General features: G+C 43.5%; 16 protein-coding genes and 3 rRNA genes. 11 read left to right on the forward strand and 8 right to left on the reverse strand.

The features are described 5' to 3' along the window. Positions 1–39: 39 nt before the first annotated feature. From rseP to rpsN, 3 genes are all read left to right on the forward strand, one after another. Positions 40–1,137, forward strand: coding sequence for an RIP metalloprotease RseP (gene rseP, locus ACQFX9_RS09160; protein ID WP_427161702.1), 1,098 nt, complete (start codon positions 40–42; stop codon positions 1,135–1,137). Continuing rightward, complete coding sequence (nth, locus tag ACQFX9_RS09165; protein ID WP_427161703.1) at positions 1,113–1,796, forward strand: endonuclease III; 684 nt, start codon at positions 1,113–1,115, stop codon at positions 1,794–1,796. Before rseP ends, nth begins: the two co-directional genes overlap by 25 nt. Positions 1,797–1,954: 158 nt before the next feature. Next, positions 1,955–2,257, forward strand: a complete 303-nt coding sequence (rpsN, locus tag ACQFX9_RS09170; protein WP_236144009.1) for a 30S ribosomal protein S14 — start codon at positions 1,955–1,957, stop codon at positions 2,255–2,257. Between the two features lie 73 nt (positions 2,258–2,330). Here the strand turns inward: rpsN and ACQFX9_RS09175 are convergent, their stop codons facing one another. Next, positions 2,331–2,660: a hypothetical protein gene (locus tag ACQFX9_RS09175; RefSeq protein ID WP_103140338.1), complete on the reverse strand. Its 330-nt coding sequence runs from the start codon at positions 2,658–2,660 to the stop codon at positions 2,331–2,333. A gap of 107 nt (positions 2,661–2,767) precedes the next feature. On the opposite strand from ACQFX9_RS09175, the gene aat reads away from it, so the two are divergent. From aat to hpsL, 3 genes are all read left to right on the forward strand, one after another. Beyond that, on the forward strand, positions 2,768–3,343 hold the full coding sequence (gene aat / locus ACQFX9_RS09180) for a leucyl/phenylalanyl-tRNA--protein transferase (RefSeq protein ID WP_427161704.1): 576 nt from the start codon (positions 2,768–2,770) through the stop codon (positions 3,341–3,343). A 419-nt stretch (positions 3,344–3,762) separates the two neighbouring features. Beyond that, entirely contained in the window at positions 3,763–5,238 is a 1,476-nt protein-coding gene (glmM, locus tag ACQFX9_RS09185; protein WP_427161705.1) for a phosphoglucosamine mutase, read from the forward strand. A gap of 302 nt (positions 5,239–5,540) precedes the next feature. Beyond that, positions 5,541–7,178: a hormogonium polysaccharide biosynthesis protein HpsL gene (gene hpsL / locus ACQFX9_RS09190; RefSeq protein ID WP_427161706.1), complete on the forward strand. Its 1,638-nt coding sequence runs from the start codon at positions 5,541–5,543 to the stop codon at positions 7,176–7,178. Between the two features lie 364 nt (positions 7,179–7,542). Here the strand turns inward: hpsL and rrf are convergent. The 4 genes from rrf to ACQFX9_RS09210 form a co-directional block, all read right to left on the reverse strand. Then, positions 7,543–7,660: ribosomal RNA gene (gene rrf, locus ACQFX9_RS09195) — 5S ribosomal RNA — on the reverse strand. Positions 7,661–7,766: 106 nt separating this feature from the next. Beyond that, positions 7,767–10,590, reverse strand: a 23S ribosomal RNA gene (locus ACQFX9_RS09200). Positions 10,591–10,905: 315 nt separating this feature from the next. Further along, positions 10,906–12,393 (reverse strand): 16S ribosomal RNA (locus ACQFX9_RS09205). Together the 16S, 23S and 5S rRNA genes form the textbook arrangement of a ribosomal RNA operon. A 309-nt stretch (positions 12,394–12,702) precedes the next feature. Further along, on the reverse strand, positions 12,703–13,377 hold the full coding sequence (locus ACQFX9_RS09210) for a LuxR C-terminal-related transcriptional regulator (protein WP_427161707.1): 675 nt from the start codon (positions 13,375–13,377) through the stop codon (positions 12,703–12,705). Between the two features lie 102 nt (positions 13,378–13,479). Here ACQFX9_RS09210 and ACQFX9_RS09215 point away from each other — a divergent pair, with 102 nt between their 5' ends. The 5 genes from ACQFX9_RS09215 to ACQFX9_RS09235 all read left to right on the forward strand — a co-directional run bounded on the left by ACQFX9_RS09215 (position 13,480) and on the right by ACQFX9_RS09235 (position 17,431). Beyond that, complete coding sequence (locus tag ACQFX9_RS09215; RefSeq protein ID WP_427161708.1) at positions 13,480–14,121, forward strand: DUF3386 domain-containing protein; 642 nt, start codon at positions 13,480–13,482, stop codon at positions 14,119–14,121. 281 nt (positions 14,122–14,402) lie between these two features. Beyond that, positions 14,403–14,987: a COP23 domain-containing protein gene (locus ACQFX9_RS09220; RefSeq protein WP_427161709.1), complete on the forward strand. Its 585-nt coding sequence runs from the start codon at positions 14,403–14,405 to the stop codon at positions 14,985–14,987. Positions 14,988–15,019: 32 nt separating this feature from the next. Further along, a complete protein-coding gene (locus tag ACQFX9_RS09225; protein ID WP_427161710.1) occupies positions 15,020–15,814 on the forward strand; it encodes a S1 family peptidase in 795 nt (264 codons plus the stop codon). 11 nt (positions 15,815–15,825) lie between these two features. Further along, positions 15,826–16,644: a S1 family peptidase gene (locus ACQFX9_RS09230; protein WP_427161711.1), complete on the forward strand. Its 819-nt coding sequence runs from the start codon at positions 15,826–15,828 to the stop codon at positions 16,642–16,644. A gap of 67 nt (positions 16,645–16,711) precedes the next feature. After that, positions 16,712–17,431, forward strand: coding sequence for a hypothetical protein (locus tag ACQFX9_RS09235; RefSeq protein WP_427161712.1), 720 nt, complete (start codon positions 16,712–16,714; stop codon positions 17,429–17,431). A 28-nt stretch (positions 17,432–17,459) separates the two neighbouring features. Here the strand turns inward: ACQFX9_RS09235 and ACQFX9_RS09240 are convergent, their stop codons facing one another. From ACQFX9_RS09240 to ACQFX9_RS09250, 3 genes are all read right to left on the reverse strand, one after another. Next, positions 17,460–19,172 carry an NAD+ synthase gene (locus tag ACQFX9_RS09240; RefSeq protein ID WP_427161713.1) on the reverse strand — a complete coding sequence of 571 codons (1,713 nt, stop codon included), beginning with the start codon at positions 19,170–19,172 and terminating at the stop codon, positions 17,460–17,462. Between the two features lie 90 nt (positions 19,173–19,262). Further along, positions 19,263–20,009, reverse strand: a complete 747-nt coding sequence (locus tag ACQFX9_RS09245; RefSeq protein ID WP_427161715.1) for an NUDIX hydrolase — start codon at positions 20,007–20,009, stop codon at positions 19,263–19,265. Continuing rightward, a complete protein-coding gene (locus tag ACQFX9_RS09250; protein ID WP_427161717.1) occupies positions 19,970–20,572 on the reverse strand; it encodes a nicotinate-nucleotide adenylyltransferase in 603 nt (200 codons plus the stop codon). The genes ACQFX9_RS09245 and ACQFX9_RS09250 overlap by 40 nt, the downstream gene beginning before the upstream one ends. Positions 20,573–20,599: the final 27 nt, after the last annotated feature.

The raw sequence follows: 20,599 nt of genomic DNA on the forward strand, positions 1-20,599 counted from the left end.
TAAAAATATATATCCAATATATTTTGATGAATTTGCTCTATGTCAGTTTTAGCAGCGATCGCAGTCTTGGCTGTATTAATTTTGGTACATGAGTTTGGGCATTTTATTGCAGCCCGTTCTCAAGGTATCCATGTGAACCGCTTTTCTTTGGGGTTTGGCCCTGTGCTGTGGAAGTACCAAGGCCCAGAAACCGAGTATGCTATCCGCGCTTTTCCTTTGGGTGGCTTTGTGGGATTTCCTGATGATGACCCCGATAGCGATATTCCCCCCAATGACCCAAATTTGCTGCGTAACCGACCAATTTTAGATCGGGCGATCGTCATTAGTGCTGGAGTCATCGCCAATTTAATTTTTGCTTATATGCTGCTGGTAGCCCAAGTTAGCTTTATTGGTATCGGACAAGCTAGCCAACCAGGGGTATTAATTCAACAGTTAGCACCAGAAGTGAGCAACGTAGCCACCAAAGCTGGACTGCAAGCCGGAGATGTGATTGTATCTGCAAATCAACAAAAGTTTGATAACTCCCTACAAGGCATAGATACTTTAAGAGAAATCATTAAAAGTAGCCCCAATCAGTCAATCCAACTAGGAATTGCCCGTGGTGACAAACAGCTATCTGTAACTGTCATCCCTGAAGCCAAATCCAACGGCGGTAGTATTGGGGTGGGACTTGCACCTAATGGCAAAGTTGAACGCCATAAAATTAGTAATCCCATACAGGCTTTAAGTGTCGGTGCTAATGAATTTCAACGCATTGTCACCATGACATTTAAAGGCTTTGGACAGCTAATTACTAACTTTGGGGAAACAGCCGGACAAGTGGCTGGCCCTGTGAAGATTGTGGAAATGGGCGCGAATATTGCCAAAAATGATACAGGCAGCCTATTGTTTTTTGGGGCTTTAATTAGTATCAACTTGGCTATCATCAATATTTTGCCTCTCCCTGCTTTAGATGGCGGACAATTGGCATTTTTGTTAATTGAAGGTTTGCGTGGTAAACCCTTACCTAATCGCATTCAAGAAGGCGTAATGCAAACTGGTTTAGTGCTACTCTTAGGACTGGGAATTTTCCTCATCGTCAAAGAAACTACCCAGTTAACTACCCAGTTGGAATGGGTGCAAAAATTGTTCCAGTGACTACCAAGCGCAAATCATTAACTAAAAAGCAAAAGGCTGGAGAAATTCTCACCCGCCTGAAGCGATTGTATCCTGATGCAACCTGCTCTTTGACCTATTCAACTCCTGTGCAATTGTTGGTAGCAACAATTCTCTCTGCTCAGTGTACAGATGAGCGAGTGAATCAGGTTACACCCGCTTTATTTAGTCGTTTTCCTGATGCGGAGAGTTTAGCGAATGCTGACTTAACGGAGTTAGAAACCTTAGTGCGTTCTACAGGGTTTTATCGCAATAAAGCCAAAAATATTCAAGCTGCTTGTCGAATGATTGTCAGCGAGTTTGACTCTGTAGTTCCCAACACAATGGAACAATTGTTAAAACTGCCTGGGGTAGCTAGAAAGACAGCTAATGTGGTTTTAGCTCATGCTTATGGCATTAATGCTGGGGTGACTGTAGATACTCACGTTAAACGTCTTAGTCAACGCCTGGGTTTAACTAAGTATGCAGATCCGATTCATATCGAAAAAGACTTGATGAAGTTACTACCGCAGCCAGACTGGGAAAATTGGTCAATTCGGCTGATTTATCACGGTCGGGCTGTGTGCAAGGCGCGTTCTCCAGCTTGTGTTGCTTGTGATTTAGCTGATTTATGCCCGGCTGGGGTTGAAGGAGGTAGGTAGGGTGTGGGGTAGACAAGGGAAAAGTTATCCCCAATGCCCAATGCCCCATGCCCCATGCCCCATAACCTATGCCCAAAGTAATTAGAGAGAAATAGAGACGATTAGCCTTGACTAAATGTAGAATGGAAAATGCTGTCTTTACGTTTGTAAGATAATTTATGGCGAAGAAGAGTATGATTGAGCGCGAAAAAAAACGCGCTAAGTTGGTGGAAAAGTATGCCGCTAAACGGGAAGCTCTGTTAGAAGAGTTCAGAACAACTGAATCTCCTTTAGATAAATTGGACATTCATCGCAAAATCCAACAACTACCCCGTAACAGCGCGCCTAATCGCCGTCGTAACCGTTGCTGGTTAACTGGTCGTCCTAGAGGTGTGTACCGTGATTTTGGACTATCTCGGAACGTACTACGGGAATGGGCGCATGAAGGTCTGTTACCTGGAGTTGTTAAGTCTAGCTGGTAGTCAATAGTCAATAGTCAATAGTTAATAGTTGTAGGCTATAGCTGTGGACTATAGACTATAGACGCTTTCTCTTCTATTGTCCGCAACAACGGTCGATACCCAGACTTTCTAAGAGTAGATCGCTGACGGCGTTAGCGATCGCAAACTCTCCATAAAAGCTTTTGGAAAAATCAAACGCCTGCATCTCTGTGACAATTGCAATCACAAGAGAGCCTAAATCATTTTCCCCTTCCATGCGTTGACGCACAAAAATCTGTGCAGCGCGTTGAGCAATATTTTGATTAATGGCTTCTGGGATAAATTCTGCATCCAGCCACCGCCATAGACGCTCTTTTAACCATTCACCTTCTAGGTGAGGATTTTCTGAGGATGGTAGGGTGATAGGTGGTATTGGTTGTGTCATCGTTATTCAAGGCACAGTATACAGTAGAAACAAGACAGAGGAACGCAGAGGATGGCTGTTAGCATCAAATTGCGTTCCTCTGATATTTTTTATGTTTAGTTTTATCTATGCAATATGATCTTGCCGCTATTATACAAGGCTATGCCCAAGGCTATTTTCTTATGGCTAATGACGATACCGGATTGGCATGGTACACTAGCCGCGATCGTACGTTAATTCCATTGGATCATAGATTCCGCTACCCCAAGTCTTTGCAGCGTGTCTTAAATCAAGAACGGTTCACAGTGGCGATTAATCGCGACTTTCCGGCTGTAGTTGCAGGTTGTGCTAACCGCGAAACCACTTGGATTTCTGAAGAATTACGAGAAATCTATTTTTTACTGCATCAAGCTGGTTTTGCCTATAGTTTTGAAACTTGGCAAGGCGACAAACTGGCTGGTGGCATTTTAGGCATAGTTATCGGTGGTGCTTTTATTGGTGAATCAATGTTTTACCAAATTCCTGAAGGTTCTAAAGTGGCAATGGTCAAGTTAGTCGAGAGATTACGCCAAAAGCAATTTGTCCTGTTTGATGCTCAAATGATGAACCCCCATTTGGCAAGGTTTGGTGGTTATCGTATCCAGGATGAAGACTATCAATTAATACTGCAAAGGGCTTTATTGCGTCCCTGCACTTTAGTTTAACCCTGCGAATTTTAGATTTTAAGTTTTAGAGCCACTGCCTTGCACGGGTTCCCCTCGTTGTAGCCAGTGGCGTTCCTACGGCGGGAAAACCGTTGTAGGAACTTTCCGCAGCATCCAAAACTGTTTGACTATTTCTTATCAAATATTCAAAGAAATTTTGTGAAGTTATTAAAGTAGCACTAGTAAATACCGCAATTAGGAGTTAAACTAAGTAGAATCTTAATTAAGAAGATTAAATAAATGTAACTTATTCACGACATCTTAATTTTTTCTATGTGTAAATACGTAAAAAGTGAAACTAAAAAATTTTTAATAAGAGAAAATAACTATCATAAAAACACAAAGAACATTGATTCAAAATTGTTGAATAAACTGTAAAGTGATAATTTCCTGTGTGAGTGTGTGGGGTGTTTAAGCATATGGTTTCATCAATAACTCGAACTCAAAGTAATATTCGAGAAATTTCAGCTTCTGAAGGGGAAAAACTAGCTAAAGGACTGGAGCAGAGCAATGGACTGAATTTATTATCTTTACCAGCCAATCCCCTGTTTGGTACGGATGGGATTCGTGGCAAGGTAGGAGAATTACTGAGCGCGCCTTTAGCATTGCAAGTTGGGTTTTGGACGGGCGTGGTTCTACATGATCACGTTGGTCATAAGGGAGTAGTAATTTTAGGACAGGATTCCCGCAACTCTAGCGATATGTTAGCAATGGCGATGAGTGCAGGTCTAACCGCCGCAGGCATGGAGGTTTGGCATTTGGGATTATGCCCTACTCCTTGCGTTGCTTATCTAATTAGTGTCGGCAAAGCTATCGGTGGCGTGATGATTTCTGCTAGCCATAATCCACCCGAAGATAATGGCATTAAGATATTTGGTGCAGATGGTACTAAGTTGTCCCCAAAATTGCAGAAAAAAATAGAAGATGGACTGCGGGGTCATACCTTAGCTACAGACATTGGGAATCATTATGGACGGCATTATTCACGTCCAGAATTAGTCAAAGAATACAGCACAGCTTTACAAACACCTTTAAAAGATTCTCCCAGTCTTCAAGGAATGAAGATTGTTTTAGATTTAGCTTGGGGTGCATCTGTGGGTTTAGCACCTAGCGTATTTCAAGAAATGGGTGCAGAAGTCATTTGTTTGCATAATCAGGCAGATGGCGATCGCATTAATGTTGATTGTGGTTCTACCCATCTTGAAATTCTGCAAGCTACCGTTCAAGAACACAATGCTGACTTAGGTTTTGCCTTTGATGGGGACGCGGATCGCGTTTTAGCTGTAGATAATACAGGCAGAGCAGTCAACGGTGATTACATTCTCTATCTGTGGGGACAGCAACTCAAAAAACAACAACAGTTGCCAGATAACTTAATTGTATCGACGGTGATGGCAAACTTAGGCTTTGAAAGAGCTTGGCAACAACAAGGTGGTCAATTAATCCGCACGGCTGTAGGTGATCAATACGTCCAAGCCGAAATGTTGAGAACAGGCGGGATGTTAGGTGGTGAACAATCGGGTCATATCCTTTGCCGTCACTACGGTATGACTGGGGACGGTTTGTTAACAGCCTTACATATAGCTACTTTGGTCAAACAATCTGGTGTGTCTTTGTCAGAATTAGTAGACCAAAGCTTTGCTACTTATCCCCAACTGTTGCGGAATGTGCGAGTTACAGACCGCGATCGCCGTTTAGGTTGGCAGGATTGCGAACCATTGCAACAAGCGATCGCCTCTGCGGAAACTGCAATGGGCGATCGTGGACGAATTTTAGTCCGTGCATCTGGTACAGAACCAGTGATTAGAGTTATGGTAGAAGCCGCAAATGCCGAACTAGCTAACTACTGGACAGATGAACTGGTTGCACAAGTCCAAAAACACTTGGCTGATTAATTAATCAAGCCTCACACATTTTTCTCTTAATTGATAAAGGGCATAAGTCATGCTATGCCCCACTTATAAACGGGATTTTAATCAACTTTTATTAAGATGTGTGGAATTTGTAATATTATTCTCTACAGTTTTATTTTTCACTCGAAAATCCTGAATATAATATATGGTGTTTAATATTTTCAATCATAAGTCTCTAAATAAATCAATCACAGATGAATTTTGACTATACCTATTACAAGACTAAAAACTGATTTATTTATAAATTATACTGTTGTCTTAGGCTGATAGGCTCAACATTTCCTATGCCAAAACTAAAGTCAAAATCCCCGCGTTCTAAAAAAAAGAAGCTAAAGAAAGAATCAACAGATTCTACACTGAGTCTTAAAGAACGGCTAGCTCAAAAACGTAAAGCCAACCAGGAACGTAAAGAACTTATTGGCATTCTGACTACAGTTTCATTAGTCAGCTTTTTAGTCGGATTGGTCATGTTTTTGGTAGCAGGAGTTAAGGTAGCAATTCCCAGTATTTTGGGAATAATTGTCATGTCTCTTGCTTATAAATATCCACGCACAGGACTCATAGCGTTCCTCATTTACGTACCAGCTGGTGGAACAATCACATATTACATAGGCAATAGCCCTATCCTGCAATTGGCTAAAGACGCTTTTTATTTTCCTGCCCTAATTGCAATTTGGCAAATGTGCCGAAGACAAAAGTTACCTTTCATCATTCCGGCAGCAATTAAAACTCCACTTTTCATTGTATTTAGCTTATCTATATTAACTTTGTTGTTCATAAACGGTGGACAGCAACTAAATCCACCAAGTACAGGATTTGCACAAGAAGCCACCAGCGAAATACCGATAGGTATGGGTATTTTGGGGTTAAAAGTATTTTTAGGTTACATACCATTAATTGGTTGTGTTTACTATTTAATTCGCAATAAACAGGATTTTTTATTCATATCGCGCTTACAGATTATCTTAATTCTGGTATGTGGAGGATTAGGTCTATTACAGTATCTCTTATTATTAACAGGAGTATGTGAAGGTACCAGAAACGCAATAGGGTCAGATTTATTTAAGGCTACACTAGATGCCCGATGCTATTTTGGGGGTTCTCTATTATATAGTCCAGAAGAAGGTGTGATTCGACTACCGGGAACATTTGTAGCTCCCTGGCAATGGGCATGGTTTTTGATTTCTAGCACGTTTTTCGCCTTTGCCACTGGGTTTTCAGACCCCTCTATAATTTGGCGTTTTATGGGTCTTGGGTCTATGGCTGTCTTATTCATCAATGCCGTTGTCTCTGGACAAAGAATTGCTCTCGGCTTAGTCCCAACCTGCTTTATCGTTCTGTTAATCTTAACTGGTCAAATTGCTAACCTCAAACGCTTCATTCCTATCGGTGTAGGACTAGCTGCTATCTTAGGAATAGCAATGTTAGCCTACCCTACAGTCGTTCAAGAAAGAATTGATAGTTTTTTCGGTCGCTGGGATGCTTCACCACCCCAGGAATTTATTGTTCAGCAGTTTGAAGAAAACTGGAAAACCGTTGATACTCCTATAGGAAGTGGTTTGGGTAGAGCCACCAATTCCGCACGCAGTTTGGGTTCAACTAAGCTAGTTGAAACCTATTATCCTAAAGTTTTGTATGAAGTTGGTATTGTAGGTTTATTAGGTTTCTTATCCTTAGTTACTACCCTGACGATCACTGCCTTTAAAACTTATCGTTCTATAAAAAACCGTAACTTCCGTACTTATGGAGCTGCTTTATGGGTGTTTATACTGTTTATCAGTTATAACACTTATTATTACCCCTTGGATGTAGATCCTGTAGCTGTGTATTACTGGTTTTTTGCTGGAGTGCTTTTCAAATTACCTGTACTTGATAAACAAGAAAAGAAAAATGAAGAACTTTTGGAATCGGATCAACGTTGATTGATTCACTTCAAAAAAATAAAGGCATTAGCTATTTTCAACAGTGTCTTTTGCCTGTTTATATATCAATACGGTTCAGTTAAGGTGGTGAGAGTTGATTTCTCAATTTTTGCTCTACCTGTTAGACAATGAGCAAGATTTGGGGGATTCTCCCCCAATCCCCCTCCAAAATCATTTTTTCGTTTTTTGTTGAGTGATCATTTGCTGGTTTTGTTGAAATTTATTTTTCTTATCTGAACCGTATTGGTTTATATATCAATTTTTGATGAATTGGACTCAAAGCTCAAATAATCCCTGGGAAGAAAAAGAGGACAAAGAAACCCCTTACACACTATGTGTAAGGGGTTTCTTTGTCGATTAGAGAACCTGGCGACGAGCGATTGTAGCAGGAGGCGACCCTCAAACTATCGTAGCCGCAGCAGCGTTTCACAACTGAGTTCGGGAAGGGGTCAGAGTGGTTCCACCGCGCCATAGACACCAGGAAAGAATTCAAAATTCAAAATTCAAAATTCAAAAAAGAATCAAGAAGTTTAAATTCGAGGGTACAGAGACCCTGAAGACTGCAAGAAACGCGATTTACCAATTTTAGAGGTCAAGCCCTCGGTCTATTAGCACGGCTCGGCTACATACATTACTGCACTTCCACCTACCGCCTATGAACGGGTGTTCTGCCCGTGACCTTACTCACTTAAAGTGATGAGAACACTCATCTTGAGGTGGGCTTCCCACTTAGATGCTTTCAGCGGTTATCCGCTCCGCACTTGGCTACCCAGCGTCTACTGTTGGTACAATAACTGGTACACCAGCGGTGCGTCCTTCCCGGTCCTCTCGTACTAAGGAAGGCTCCTCTCAATGTTCTAACGCCTGCACCGGATATGGACCGAACTGTCTCACGACGTTCTGAACCCAGCTCACGTACCGCTTTAATGGGCGAACAGCCCAACCCTTGGGACGTACTTCCGCCCCAGGTTGCGATGAGCCGACATCGAGGTGCCAAACCTCCCCGTCGATGTGGACTCTTGGGGGAGATCAGCCTGTTATCCCTAGAGTAACTTTTATCCGTTGAGCGACGGCCATTCCACTCTGCGCCGTCGGATCACTAAGGCCTACTTTCGTACCTGCTCGACTTGTCGGTCTTGCAGTCAAGCTCCCTTTATGCCTTTACACTCGCCGCACGGTTTCCAAGCGTGCTGAGGGAACCTTTGCGCGCCTCCGTTACCTTTTAGGAGGCGACCGCCCCAGTCAAACTGCCCACCTGAAACTGTCCTTCTACCGGATAACGGTAGTAAGTTAGAATCCTAGCTTCGCCAGAGTGGTATCTCACCGTTGACTCCCTTCTCCCCACAAGGAAAAGTTCATCGTCTCCCACCTATCCTGCGCAAGCGAAGCCCGGACACAATTCCAGGCTACAGTAAAGCTTCATAGGGTCTTTCTGTCCAGGTGCAGGCAGTCCGTATCTTCACAGACATTCCTATTTCGCCGAGTCTCTCTCTGAGACACCATCCAGATCGTTACGCCTTTCGTGCGGGTCGGAACTTACCCGACAAGGAATTTCGCTACCTTAGGACCGTTATAGTTACGGCCGCCGTTCACCGGGGCTTCGGTCGTCAGCTTCATGTTACCACTGACCAACTTCCTTAACCTTCCGGCACTGGGCAGGCGTCAGCCCCCATACTTCCTCTTACGAGTTTGCGGAGACCTGTGTTTTTGGTAAACAGTCGCCTGGATCTCTTCACTGCGACCCACTTTCGTGGGCACCCCTTCTTCCGAAGTTACGGGGCCATTTTGCCGAGTTCCTTAGAGAGAGTTATCTCGCGCCCCTTGGTATTCTCAACCTCCCTACCTGTGTCGGTTTCGGGTACGGGTAATCTACGTTCATCACATTACTAGCTTTTCTTGGCACTATCCTTCACTACTCGGAGTTCGTAAACTCCTCCCAAACCAATCAGGGTGTAGCTATCTTTCATGCGTCCCTAGCAATGCTCCCGTACATTAGTCAGGGATTGTTGACCCTGTGTCCATCGACTACGCCTTTCGGCCTCGCCTTAGGTCCCGACTAACCCAGAGTGGACGAACCTGGCTCTGGAACCCTTAGGGTTTCGGGGCATTGGATTCTCACCAATGTTTGCGCTACTCAAGCCGACATTCTCACTTCTATACAGTCCACACCTGCTTGCCGCTAGTGCTTCACCCCATATAGAACGCTCCCCTACCGATTATTATTAGTAATCCCACAGCTTCGGTACATTGCTTAGCCCCGTTCATTTTCGGCGCAAGATCGCTTGACTAGTGAGCTATTACGCACTCTTTCAAGGGTGGCTGCTTCTAGGCAAACCTCCTAGTTGTCTTTGCAATCTCACCTCCTTTATCACTTAGCAATGATTTGGGGACCTTAGCTGGTGGTCTGGGCTGTTTCCCTCTTGACAATGAAGCTTATCCCCCACTGTCTCACTGGCAATGTGTTCTCTAGGTATTCTGAGTTTGTCTCGATTTGGTACCGGTCTCCCAGCCCGCACCGAAACAGTGCTTTACCCCCTAGATTTAATCATTACCGCTGCGCCTCAACACATTTCGGGGAGAACCAGCTAGCTCCTGGTTCGATTGGCATTTCACCCCTAACCACACCTCATCCGCCGATTTTTCAACATCGGTCGGTTCGGACCTCCACTTGGTGTTACCCAAGCTTCATCCTGGACATGGTTAGATCACCAGGGTTCGGGTCTATAACTACTGATTATCGCCCTCTTCAGACTCGGTTTCCCTTTGGCTCCAGCTTCTAACGCTTTAACCTACCAGTACCTATAACTCGCCGGCTCATTCTTCAACAGGCACGCGGTCATCCGTTTAATCGGACTCCCACTGCTTGTAAGCTTATGGTTTCATGTTCTATTTCACTCCCCTTTCGGGGTTCTTTTCACCTTTCCCTCGCGGTACTTGTTCTCTATCGGTCACACAGTAGTATTTAGCCTTACGAGATGGTCCTCGCTGATTCACATGGGATTCCTCGTGCCCCATGCTACTCGGGATTCAGCTCCTATCCTTTGGTTTTCGACTACAAGACTCTCACTTTCTCTGGTGCATCTTTTCAATGCTTCGTCTAACCTTAGCGATTCGTTTTTGCTGTCCCACTACCCCAGTCAGTAAACCGACTGGTTTAGGCTCTTCCCCTTTCGCTCACCACTACTTAGGGAATCTCTTTTGATTTCTTTTCCTCCAGCTACTAAGATGTTTCAGTTCGCTGGGTTGGCTCTTTCCTGTCTATATATTCAACAGGTAGTATTCAGGGTTGCCCCATTCGGACACCTCCGGCTCATAGTTTGCTTCCAACTCCCCGGAGTATTTCGTCGGTAACCACGTCCTTCTTCGCCTCTGTGTGCCTAGGTATCCACCATTAGCTCTTATTCGCTTGACCACTTCACAATTGGTTTCTATCCTGCAAACACTTTATATCTTTCCAATACTTGTGTCTGCCTGCTCTAATCGCGTTTCTATGCAGTTTTCAAGGTTCTGGCTGAGTTCCCTCAGCAGTCTAACAAGAGTTAGTTGCTGATTCTTTCTCTTTTTATTTTTAAACCGGAATAGTAATACTTTGAAAGCTTTCACCAATCTCGACCGACCTAGAGTAGACCATCTCAGTCTCTATTTGCTTTTAGCTTTTCGCTTTTGGTTTTTCGCCTTTCACTTCCAGCTTTCGGCTTTCGATTTCTGATTTGGGTAGGTCTCCCTAAAAGGAGGTGATCCAGCCACACCTTCCGGTACGGCTACCTTGTTACGACTTCACCCCAGTCACCAGTCCTACCTTAGGCATCCCCCTCCTCGAAAGGTTGAGGTAATGACTTCGGGCGTGACCAGCTTCCATGGTGTGACGGGCGGTGTGTACAAGGCCCGGGAACGAATTCACTGCAGTATGCTGACCTGCAATTACTAGCGATTCCTCCTTCACGAAGGCGAGTTGCAGCCTTCGATCTGAACTGAGCTACGGTTTCTTGGATTTGCATCACATCGCTGTGTAGCTGCCCTTTGTCCGTAGCATTGTAGTACGTGTGTAGCCCAAGACGTAAGGGGCATGCTGACTTGACGTCATCCCCACCTTCCTCCGGTTTGTCACCGGCAGTCTCTCTAGAGTGCCCAACTTAATGCTGGCAACTAAAAACGAGGGTTGCGCTCGTTGCGGGACTTAACCCAACATCTCACGACACGAGCTGACGACAGCCATGCACCACCTGTGTTCGCGCTCCCTAAGGCACTCCTTCCTTTCAGAAGGATTCGCGACATGTCAAGTCTTGGTAAGGTTCTTCGCGTTGCATCGAATTAAACCACATACTCCACCGCTTGTGCGGGCCCCCGTCAATTCCTTTGAGTTTCACACTTGCGTGCGTACTCCCCAGGCGGGATACTTAACGCGTTAGCTCCGGCACGGCTCGGGTCGATACAAGCCACGCCTAGTATCCATCGTTTACGGCTAGGACTACTGGGGTATCTAATCCCATTCGCTCCCCTAGCTTTCGTCCCTCAGTGTCAGTTACGGCCTAGTAGCACGCTTTCGCCACCGGTGTTCTTCCTGATCTCTACGCATTTCACCGCTACACCAGGAATTCCTGCTACCCCGAACGCACTCTAGCTTTGTAGTTTCCACTGCTTTTATGAGGTTGAGCCTCACTCTTTAACAGCAGACACACAATGCCACCTGCGGACCCTTTACGCCCAATCATTCCGGATAACGCTTGCATCCTCCGTATTACCGCGGCTGCTGGCACGGAGTTAGCCGATGCTTATTCCTCAAGTACCTTCAGTTCTTATTCCTTGAGAAAAGAGGTTTACAACCCAAGAGCCTTCCTCCCTCACGCGGTATTGCTCCGTCAGGCTTTCGCCCATTGCGGAAAATTCCCCACTGCTGCCTCCCGTAGGAGTCTGGGCCGTGTCTCAGTCCCAGTGTGGCTGATCATCCTCTCAGACCAGCTACTGATCGTCGCCTTGGTGCGCTCTTACCACACCAACTAGCTAATCAGACGCGAGCTCATCTCTAGGCAATAAATCTTTTACCTTCCGGCACATCCGGTATTAGCCACCGTTTCCAGTGGTTGTCCCCGACCTAGAGCTAGATTCTCACGCGTTACTCACCCGTCCGCCACTATCACCTAAGTGACCGTTCGACTTGCATGTGTTAAGCATACCGCCAGCGTTCATCCTGAGCCAGGATCAAACTCTCCGTTTTGTTATTCTCGGAGTTTTTCACTGAAAGTCTAACCTTCAGTTTTCCTTGCTATAATTTTTAAAGTCTTTGGGAAGTCCCAAAACCAATTTGTTTGACGAGGATTGGTTTGTGCTTCGCTTTCAAAGTATTCTTTTTTCTCGGTTCAGTGTGCGGTCGCTCTCGACTCATCACTTTATCTAGGTTAGCGAAGTTTCTTATCACTGTCAATGGGTTTGCAGCAAAATTTTTGAAATTTATCTGGTGCGTTTTACCTAAAAAGCTACAAACACTTGTGATGTAAGTGTTTGCAACTTCTTCACCCCCCTGGATCTATTTGTGAATGAGCAGGTCTTGCAGTTTGGCTACCATCTCGGCTCGTGCTGAAACTCCCAGTTTACGGAACATTCTTTTTAAGGCTTGCTTAACAGAGTTTTGGGTAATCCACAGTCTTTGAGCAATTTCGATGTTGGTTAATCCCTGGGCTACTAGTTCAGCGATTTGTAGTTCTCTGGGTGTTAATGGGCTGGATGATGGGAAGGGGAAGGTTTTGGGTGCGGTTCTGAGGGTGGCTAGTTTGGTAGATATATGAATGCAAATTGCGCTGAGGTCTGCTAGGTCGTTGGCGTTGAAGGGTGGATTTCCTTTGTCACGGGCAAAGTTGAGTGTTCCTATCAAGCGACCATCGCAGACAATTGGCCCGGTCATAACGTGTCCGTGGTCATGGCGTGGACATAAATCTTTCCAGTCTTCTGGGGTTAATATCAATTGTTCATGGGTTGGTGCATGACGTTCAACTACATATTGCCCAATGGGATTACTTTCTAAGCAGACTGCTGGAATGCTTTTAGTATCAGGGTCATTGTGTGATTGACTATCTATGAGATGTATACCCCAACGTTGCACACCAAAATATTCGCCAATTTTATCCATGAGCGTTTGCTTTAATTCTTGCTCACTACGGATATTGGCGATCGCATGAAATACGTCATGTAGAGAAATAGGCATAAGTGTACCCAGTTGGGGTCTATGCGAGACTCAACAATTACTTCTATGCTAATACCAGCACAACTAAAAAGCGACTATAACTAATTGCGCTAGGAGAAGCACATGACAGTTACACAACTCTCTGCTCAGGAACTTTTCCGGGCTGCTTATGACAACCGTTATACTTGGGACAAGAATTTCCCCGGTTATACAGCAGATATCACCTATAAATATGATGGGCAGGTAATTACAGGTAAAGTTATCATCAACGCTGAACTCAAAGCGGAAGTTTTGGATGTGGATGATGAGTCAGTCAAAAAAGCTATTCATGGACAAGCTTGGGAGATAGCTATTCACCGTGTGCGCCGCACCTTTGAAGAAACCCACGGCGCAAATACATTTCGTTATGGTGCAACTGACGAAGATGGATCTATAGAAATTTTAATGGGTGGTAAGGCGGAAGGCGATCGCTATAAAGTCCACAATAATATTGTCACTCTTGTTCATCGCCATATTCACGGTGTGGTTGTGACTATTAATACTTTTAGTGTTCACAACACTGGGGAAGGTTATTTGTCTCATACTTATGATTCTGTTTACCATGATCCTCAAACTGGGGAACAAAAAGGCGGAGTCAGCAACTTTGTGGATGAATACGAAAAGGTAGGGAATTACTTTATTCTCAATCGGCGTGAAATTCGCACGGAAATTTCTGGAAAAACCTCTGTGCAAGAATTTGCTTTCTCTAACATTCACCTGTTATAGCCTGTTACTGCTTAAGTGAGGTTTTTGCTCACCGACGGTCAAATATAGTTCAAGGACACCCCCCATAAGGTGTCCTTTCTTTAGTTGCAGATCATAGGATTAACAGGCTGTACTGTAAAAATCCAGCTACTAAGTAGTATTAATTAGCTATTTGTACGGTAAAAATATAAATTTTTGATGAAAAAATACATCATATTGGCACTAACACCTATGATTTGCCACCGAATAACTTTAAACTTGCATTAATATACTCTTATTTTTCACAAAATCCGACACTAACCATGAATTTAAGGTTATTTTGTCAGGGATTGACAGGGCTAGCCATAGCTTTGTTGACTGTAACTGCGACTCAGCCCAGTCGTGCTGAAGGTACTACATTTTACTGCGCTAAGAGCAAAGGTATACCTGTCACGTTCGCTCGCACTCAGGATGGGAAAAAAGTCCCGATTATTCGCTGGGTTTCGAGCAATTACTTTCCACCGCCGTGGACTGCTCTACGGCGTTGTGCGGAAGTGTCACGTAGATTTCAGAGAAACTATGATAATGGCAGACTCAGACGGATTAAAACTGGCACACTGAGAGGAGAGCCTGTAGTCTGTGCAGCAATGAATCAAAATAGTGCTTGTACAGATAATACTTTATTGTTTACTCTCAAACGTGGTGCTGACCCAAATGCTATTGTCCGTAGGTTATTTGACCGACGTGCTTTGGCGGCTGGTAATGCACTGAATGAAAGTGCTAGTAACAGTGAAAGTAGTCCAGTTGATATTGACTTTGATATCTATCTGCAAAATGCCACAACTGACTCCATTGATGATTCTGCCTCAGAAACTAGCAATTCCACGTCTGAAGCTGGTATTCCTTGATAGCATCAGCCAGGGAGTAATTCTAAAAATTTATGATCTGGGGTAGTGGAAAAATTATTGTCTGTGTTGGCGGTTTATTAATGTTGTTGTTGGCAGATGTGAGTGGTTGCACTACATCTACGCCCGTGGATCACAAAGTTTCTCGGACTACGCAATTGTCATTAGAACAATTGCGTCAACAAGCGCAAAGCATCACAGTCAAGGTGATGTCAACGGAATTTCTTGGCTCAGGAATTATACTAAGTAAACAGGATACAATTTATACTGTTTTAACTAATGCTCATGTACTCAGAGCCGGAACATCTCCATATCGCATTCAAACTGTAGATGGTCGAATACATATAGCTAAGTTGCTATCTAAGGTGAGATTTGACAAACATGATTTGGCTGTTTTACAGTTTCGCAGTGTTGATAGTAATTATCATGTAGCTGCTTTGGGTTATCCTCCCACAGCAGGTGAAGAAGTCTTTGCTACAGGTTTTCCTTTTGACCAGGAGGAATTAAAGGTAAAAAGTTTCAAGTTGACTAGGGGTAAGGTATCGCTAGTACTGGAAAAAGCTTTAGAAGGTGGCTATCAAGTAGGGTATACCAATGAATTGGCAAAAGGGATGAGTGGGGGGCCACTACTCAACCGCCGTGGCGAGGTTGTTGGGATCAATGGAATGCACGCCTACCCTTTATGGGATGCACCGTCGGTTTTTATTGATGGTTTGCAGGCTGATGAAAATTTACATCAGCAGATTATTCGCTTGAGTTGGGCTGTACCTATAGATAAGGTGGTACAAATGATGCCGACTAAAATTTCTCCTAAGATTACATCAGACTGATTAGAGGTCAAATGATGAAACTCGATAGTAAACTAGCATCGGCAATATTGGGAGTAGCGATCGCATTTTTTCCTGCTCAAATTGCGGTATCATTAACACCTCAAGCTGTCAGTAATATTGCCAAGAAAGTGACGGTCTTAATCACTGGAGCAAAACTTGGCTCTGGTGTAATTATTCATGAACAAAATAACACTTATACTGTACTAACTAACTGGCACGTTGTAGATACGGCAGGAACTTATACTGTCCAGACTTATGATCAAAATTCTCATCCAGTAGCTGCTAATTTAATTACGCGCTTGCCAGGGGTAGACCTAGCTATTTTACAGTTTACGAGTCGTCAAAAATATCCTGTTGTAGCTTTAGGCAATTCTGATTCAGCTACTGAAGGTACAACCGTTTATGTATCTGGCGCGCCTACACCAGTACAAGGTATTGAAACCCGCACAGTTCTAGTTCCTGATGGACGCATTGTTGGTACTAATAGCAATCCCCAGGAAGGTTATGCTTTGATTTATAACAATATTACCTATCCTGGAATGAGTGGTGGCCCTGTCCTAGATGATGATGGACGCTTAGTGGGAATTCATGGACGTGGCGCACGGGATAAAGAAGGTCAAAAAGTCGGATTTAACTTGGGTATTCCCATCAATATATTTACTAACTCCAAAATAGCCAACAGCCTCAATTTAAAGGTGGTGACAACAAACACACCACCCACAAACTTTACAACTCCACCACCTAGTAATAACTCTAGGCCGGGTAGACCAACTACGCTAAATGGTTCTGGTACACCAGGGTCTGGTGTTTGTCCTGGTAGACGTTGTTAAATAAGATATCTTTCTTGCACAGTTTTCACATTTAAACCTTGTTTTTCAGAATCTGAGTTAAAATTCCATGTTTTCCAAATACTTGACATCTGCTTTTACAGCTTTACTGGTGACAACAGCATTAGTCACACCTCATAGTGCGATCGCTCAAACTACAATTGATGAAGATAAGCTAGATACAGTCAACGGAATGCGTTGGGGTGGTAATGGCTTACCTTTTGATAAGGTAGTGGAAATTAAAGATGCTTTGGTGAATAGTCCTTTGGGTAAAGTAGTAATTGATCGTCATGGAGAAGACCCCCAAGGAGTTTTATTTAAAGAACCATTTGCTGCTCCCAGTCCTGGTAGATTCGTTGTAGTTTCTCTGTGGGGAAGCAAAATAGAAGGCTGCTTTGTGAAAATGATTGTGCAAACAGCACCAAGTGATGGTAAAGCAGAATTAGAAGAAATTGCTCCTAAAATGCTGGAATTAGGTGTAGGAGAGCAAATTTTACAACTGAAGCGCAGCACTAATGCTAAAGTTAGAGGATTTCAAGGGAATTACACCTACACCACCTATGAAAATAGACGCTCAATTGAAAACTCTAGCACTTGGTTTATGACTGATACCCTGTTTGATATCAGTCCTGAAGCTGCTAATTTACTTAGAAATGCCCCAGCTAAAGAAATCAAAGCACGCTTAACCTTTGAAAATGGCGATACTAAATTAATTCCGATTGGCAGTAGTAATGTTAAGCGTTGGCAAGAAGCTTTTGGTTTTAATAGTTCTTGTAGTGCGCCTCAGTAGGACGGTTTTCATCAAGTAGAGAGTGTTGTTATGGGGATTTAGACCCAGCGATAACACTCTCATTACTAATTTGTTTAATCGCATTCCAATTACTCGCAATTGGCATTCGCCAGCCTGTACCAAAGGCGCGGTCAGTGATTTTTAATCCTGGGGGTGCTTGGCGGCGTTTGAATTCGGCGCGCGCTAGCATTTGGATGATTCTGTCTACCACTAAAGGATCATGACCTGCGGCGACGATTTCCCCTACTGATTGGTGTTCATGAATTAAGCGTTGCAAAATGTCGTCTAAAATTTCGTAGGGTGGTAAGGAATCTTGATCTACTTGGCCGGGTTTGAGTTCTGCACTGGGTGCTTTGGTAATGACATTTTGGGGGATAATTTCCTCGTGGCGATTTAGCCAATTACATATCGAGTAGACACGGGTTTTGGGAACGTCTGCAATGACGGCTAATCCCCCATTCATGTCACCGTAGAGGGTGCAGTAACCCACTGCCATTTCGGATTTGTTGCCGGTGGATAATAAGAGATAGCCAAATTTATTGGCGATCGCCATTAATAAGTTACCCCGAATTCGGGATTGAATATTTTCCTCAGCAATGCCAAATTCTGTCCCTGCAAACAAATTAGCCAAGCTGTGATCAAAGCCTTGCATTAATTCACCTATGGGGATGGTTTGGGTTTGTATCCCCAAGTTTTTCGCTAAGGCTAACGCGTCACTGATGGAATGTTCCGAACTGTAAGGGGAAGGCATCAGTACCCCAAGGACATTTTCTTTACCAAGTGCCGCCGAGGCGATCGCAGCTACTAAGGAAGAATCTACCCCACCACTTAAACCCAAAATTGCTTTAGAAAAACGACACTTTTGTGCATAATCTCTCACACCTAAAACTAATGCTTGCCAAATTTCTTCATCTTCGGAAGTAGGTGCAGGATTTACAGAACTTAATTCTAAATCCAGTTCTGTTTCGTCAAATTCTACTACTAATAAATCAGTAGTAAAACCTTCAGCACGACAAATTACTTTACCTTGAGCATTTAAAGCAAAGCTAAAACCATCAAAAATTAAATCGTCATTACCACCGACTTGATTTGTATAAATTATTGGTTGTTGGAAACGCACTGCACTATGTTGCAGCATGGCTTCGCGGTGGCGTTGCTTCCCGACTGTGTAGGGTGAAGCCGATAAATTGACAATTAAATCCACACCCAAAAGTGCTAAATCAGCAATAGGATTAGCAGCGTAATGACGCTTACCCCAGAACTCTTCATCATTCCATAAGTCTTCGCAAATGGTTACGCCAATATCGATATTATCTAAAGTGAAATAATTAGCTTGCAGTCCAGGTTCAAAGTAGCGATTTTCGTCAAATACATCATAAGTTGGTAATAGTCGCTTATGAAAATATTGTTTGATTTTACCGTTTTCTAATAAAGCGATGCTATTAAATAAACTTTTACCGCCTGTAGTATGAGCTTGAGAATTTTGCTTCACAGTCCCGACTAACACAGCCAAATTAGCAGGTAAATCTTGGGCTAATTGCTGCAAAGTTATCTTCATAGCTTCCACAAAACTAGGATTTAATAATAAATCTCTAGGTGGATAGCCACATAAAGAAAGTTCTGGTGTTAATAATAGTCGCACCCCATCTGCTGCTACTTGTTGAGCGACTTCCAGAATTTTCTGAGCATTACCAGATAAATCACCAATTATAGGATTAAGTTGAGCGATCGCAATTTTCATAAGCTAATAGTTATTAGTCAATAGTCAATAGTCATTAGTTATTAGTTTTTCCCCTGCTTCCCCTACACCTCCACACCCTTACACCCCTAATTAAATAAATACCAATGGCTTATCTTTAAAAGGTGCAAAAGCGTCGGCATCAAATTTATATAAACTGGCGGGACGACCTGCACCGCGTGATACTTTGATGCCTGTATCAGATAAGAAGCCTAGTTTGAGGAGACGCGCCCGAAAATTAGAATAATCAGAAAAGTTTTCTCCTAAAACTGTGGTGTACAACTGATATAAATCATTCAAAGTAAATGTTTCCGGTAAGACTTCAAAAGCTACCGGACTGTATTCCAATTTATTGCGTAATCTTCTATGACCATAGGCCAAAATTTCGTGATGGTCAAAGGCTAGTTTCGGTACTTCCTTAACTGGATACCAAGCAATCCCAGTTACGCCATCTGCAATTAGTTCGGCTTCTTCAAATCTCACTAAAGCAAAATAACTAACTGATAAATAACGCACACCATAACTACCAGTGGCTTCTCTGGGGTCACGTTCTGGCCCCCCAAAGGTGTACAACTGCTCTAAATAAAGATTATTAACACGAATTTTCTCCGCCATAATGCGATAGGCAGCGTCTTCTAAGGACTCACCTTGGCGGACTAAAGTACCAGGAAGACTCCATTGATTGATAAATGGTTCTTGCTGTCGCATTACTAAGAGAACTAAGAGGCGATTCTGTACAGTATCTACAGAAAAAATTACATTATCAACACCAACTTTGAAATCGGCCAAAGGTTGTTGATTTAACGAAGTTGAAATTTTTTTGTTGTTGCGTCCGGGCATTTGTACAAATGCTGTTGATTAATATAAGCAGCGATAGGGGGAATAAGGGCTTCGGTTTTTCCGTGTTCACGATAGGCAGTTGAGGATATATCTAAACCAGTTAAACTGGCGATCGCAATTTTTCCTCCCAATGCTTGCACGGTTTCTAAGCTAGTTTGATCTATCTCATATCCCGGTCGCGGCACAATTAACAGTTGCACTTGCTGTAATAATTCTTCAATTCGATACCAGCGTGGTAGTTGCTGCAATAAATCTGAACCAATTACCAAAGTAAATTCGGTATCCTCTCCCCAACGCGCTTTAGCCTTAGCTAATGTTTCCAGAGTTCTAAAGCTGCTTAACTCCTGTTCCAGTGCAATGTTTTGTCCTGGTGCTTCTATATCCGCAATCAACAACCGCAACATCGCCGCCCGATGTATCAACTGTGTTTGATGAGATTTAAAAGGATTATCAGCCGCCCAAACCGCTACCCAATCATAGCGTTCAGACAACCACCGCAGAATCTTTTGATGTCCTGCTGTTGGCGGATCAGCACTAGTACCGAATAAAGCGATTGTTTTCATGGTTAGTCAATAGTTATTGGGAATGGG

The organism is Aliinostoc sp. HNIBRCY26 (genome assembly GCF_050235535.1).
Taxonomy (GTDB): Bacteria; Cyanobacteriota; Cyanobacteriia; order Cyanobacteriales; family Nostocaceae; genus Trichormus.

Bases quoted from the DNA above. Each gene is read 5' to 3' on its own strand.
- rseP (WP_427161702.1), top strand. From the start codon at position 40: ATGTCAGTTTTAGCAGCGATCGCAGTCTTGGCTGTATTAATTTTGGTA.
- nth (WP_427161703.1), top strand. From the start codon at position 1,113: ATGGGTGCAAAAATTGTTCCAGTGACTACCAAGCGCAAATCATTAACT.
- rpsN (WP_236144009.1), top strand. From the start codon at position 1,955: ATGGCGAAGAAGAGTATGATTGAGCGCGAAAAAAAACGCGCTAAGTTG.
- ACQFX9_RS09175 (WP_103140338.1), bottom strand. From the start codon at position 2,660: ATGACACAACCAATACCACCTATCACCCTACCATCCTCAGAAAATCCT.
- aat (WP_427161704.1), top strand. From the start codon at position 2,768: ATGCAATATGATCTTGCCGCTATTATACAAGGCTATGCCCAAGGCTAT.
- glmM (WP_427161705.1), top strand. From the start codon at position 3,763: ATGGTTTCATCAATAACTCGAACTCAAAGTAATATTCGAGAAATTTCA.
- hpsL (WP_427161706.1), top strand. From the start codon at position 5,541: ATGCCAAAACTAAAGTCAAAATCCCCGCGTTCTAAAAAAAAGAAGCTA.
- ACQFX9_RS09210 (WP_427161707.1), bottom strand. From the start codon at position 13,377: ATGCCTATTTCTCTACATGACGTATTTCATGCGATCGCCAATATCCGT.
- ACQFX9_RS09215 (WP_427161708.1), top strand. From the start codon at position 13,480: ATGACAGTTACACAACTCTCTGCTCAGGAACTTTTCCGGGCTGCTTAT.
- ACQFX9_RS09220 (WP_427161709.1), top strand. From the start codon at position 14,403: ATGAATTTAAGGTTATTTTGTCAGGGATTGACAGGGCTAGCCATAGCT.
- ACQFX9_RS09225 (WP_427161710.1), top strand. From the start codon at position 15,020: ATGATCTGGGGTAGTGGAAAAATTATTGTCTGTGTTGGCGGTTTATTA.
- ACQFX9_RS09230 (WP_427161711.1), top strand. From the start codon at position 15,826: ATGATGAAACTCGATAGTAAACTAGCATCGGCAATATTGGGAGTAGCG.
- ACQFX9_RS09235 (WP_427161712.1), top strand. From the start codon at position 16,712: ATGTTTTCCAAATACTTGACATCTGCTTTTACAGCTTTACTGGTGACA.
- ACQFX9_RS09240 (WP_427161713.1), bottom strand. From the start codon at position 19,172: ATGAAAATTGCGATCGCTCAACTTAATCCTATAATTGGTGATTTATCT.
- ACQFX9_RS09245 (WP_427161715.1), bottom strand. From the start codon at position 20,009: ATGCCCGGACGCAACAACAAAAAAATTTCAACTTCGTTAAATCAACAA.
- ACQFX9_RS09250 (WP_427161717.1), bottom strand. From the start codon at position 20,572: ATGAAAACAATCGCTTTATTCGGTACTAGTGCTGATCCGCCAACAGCA.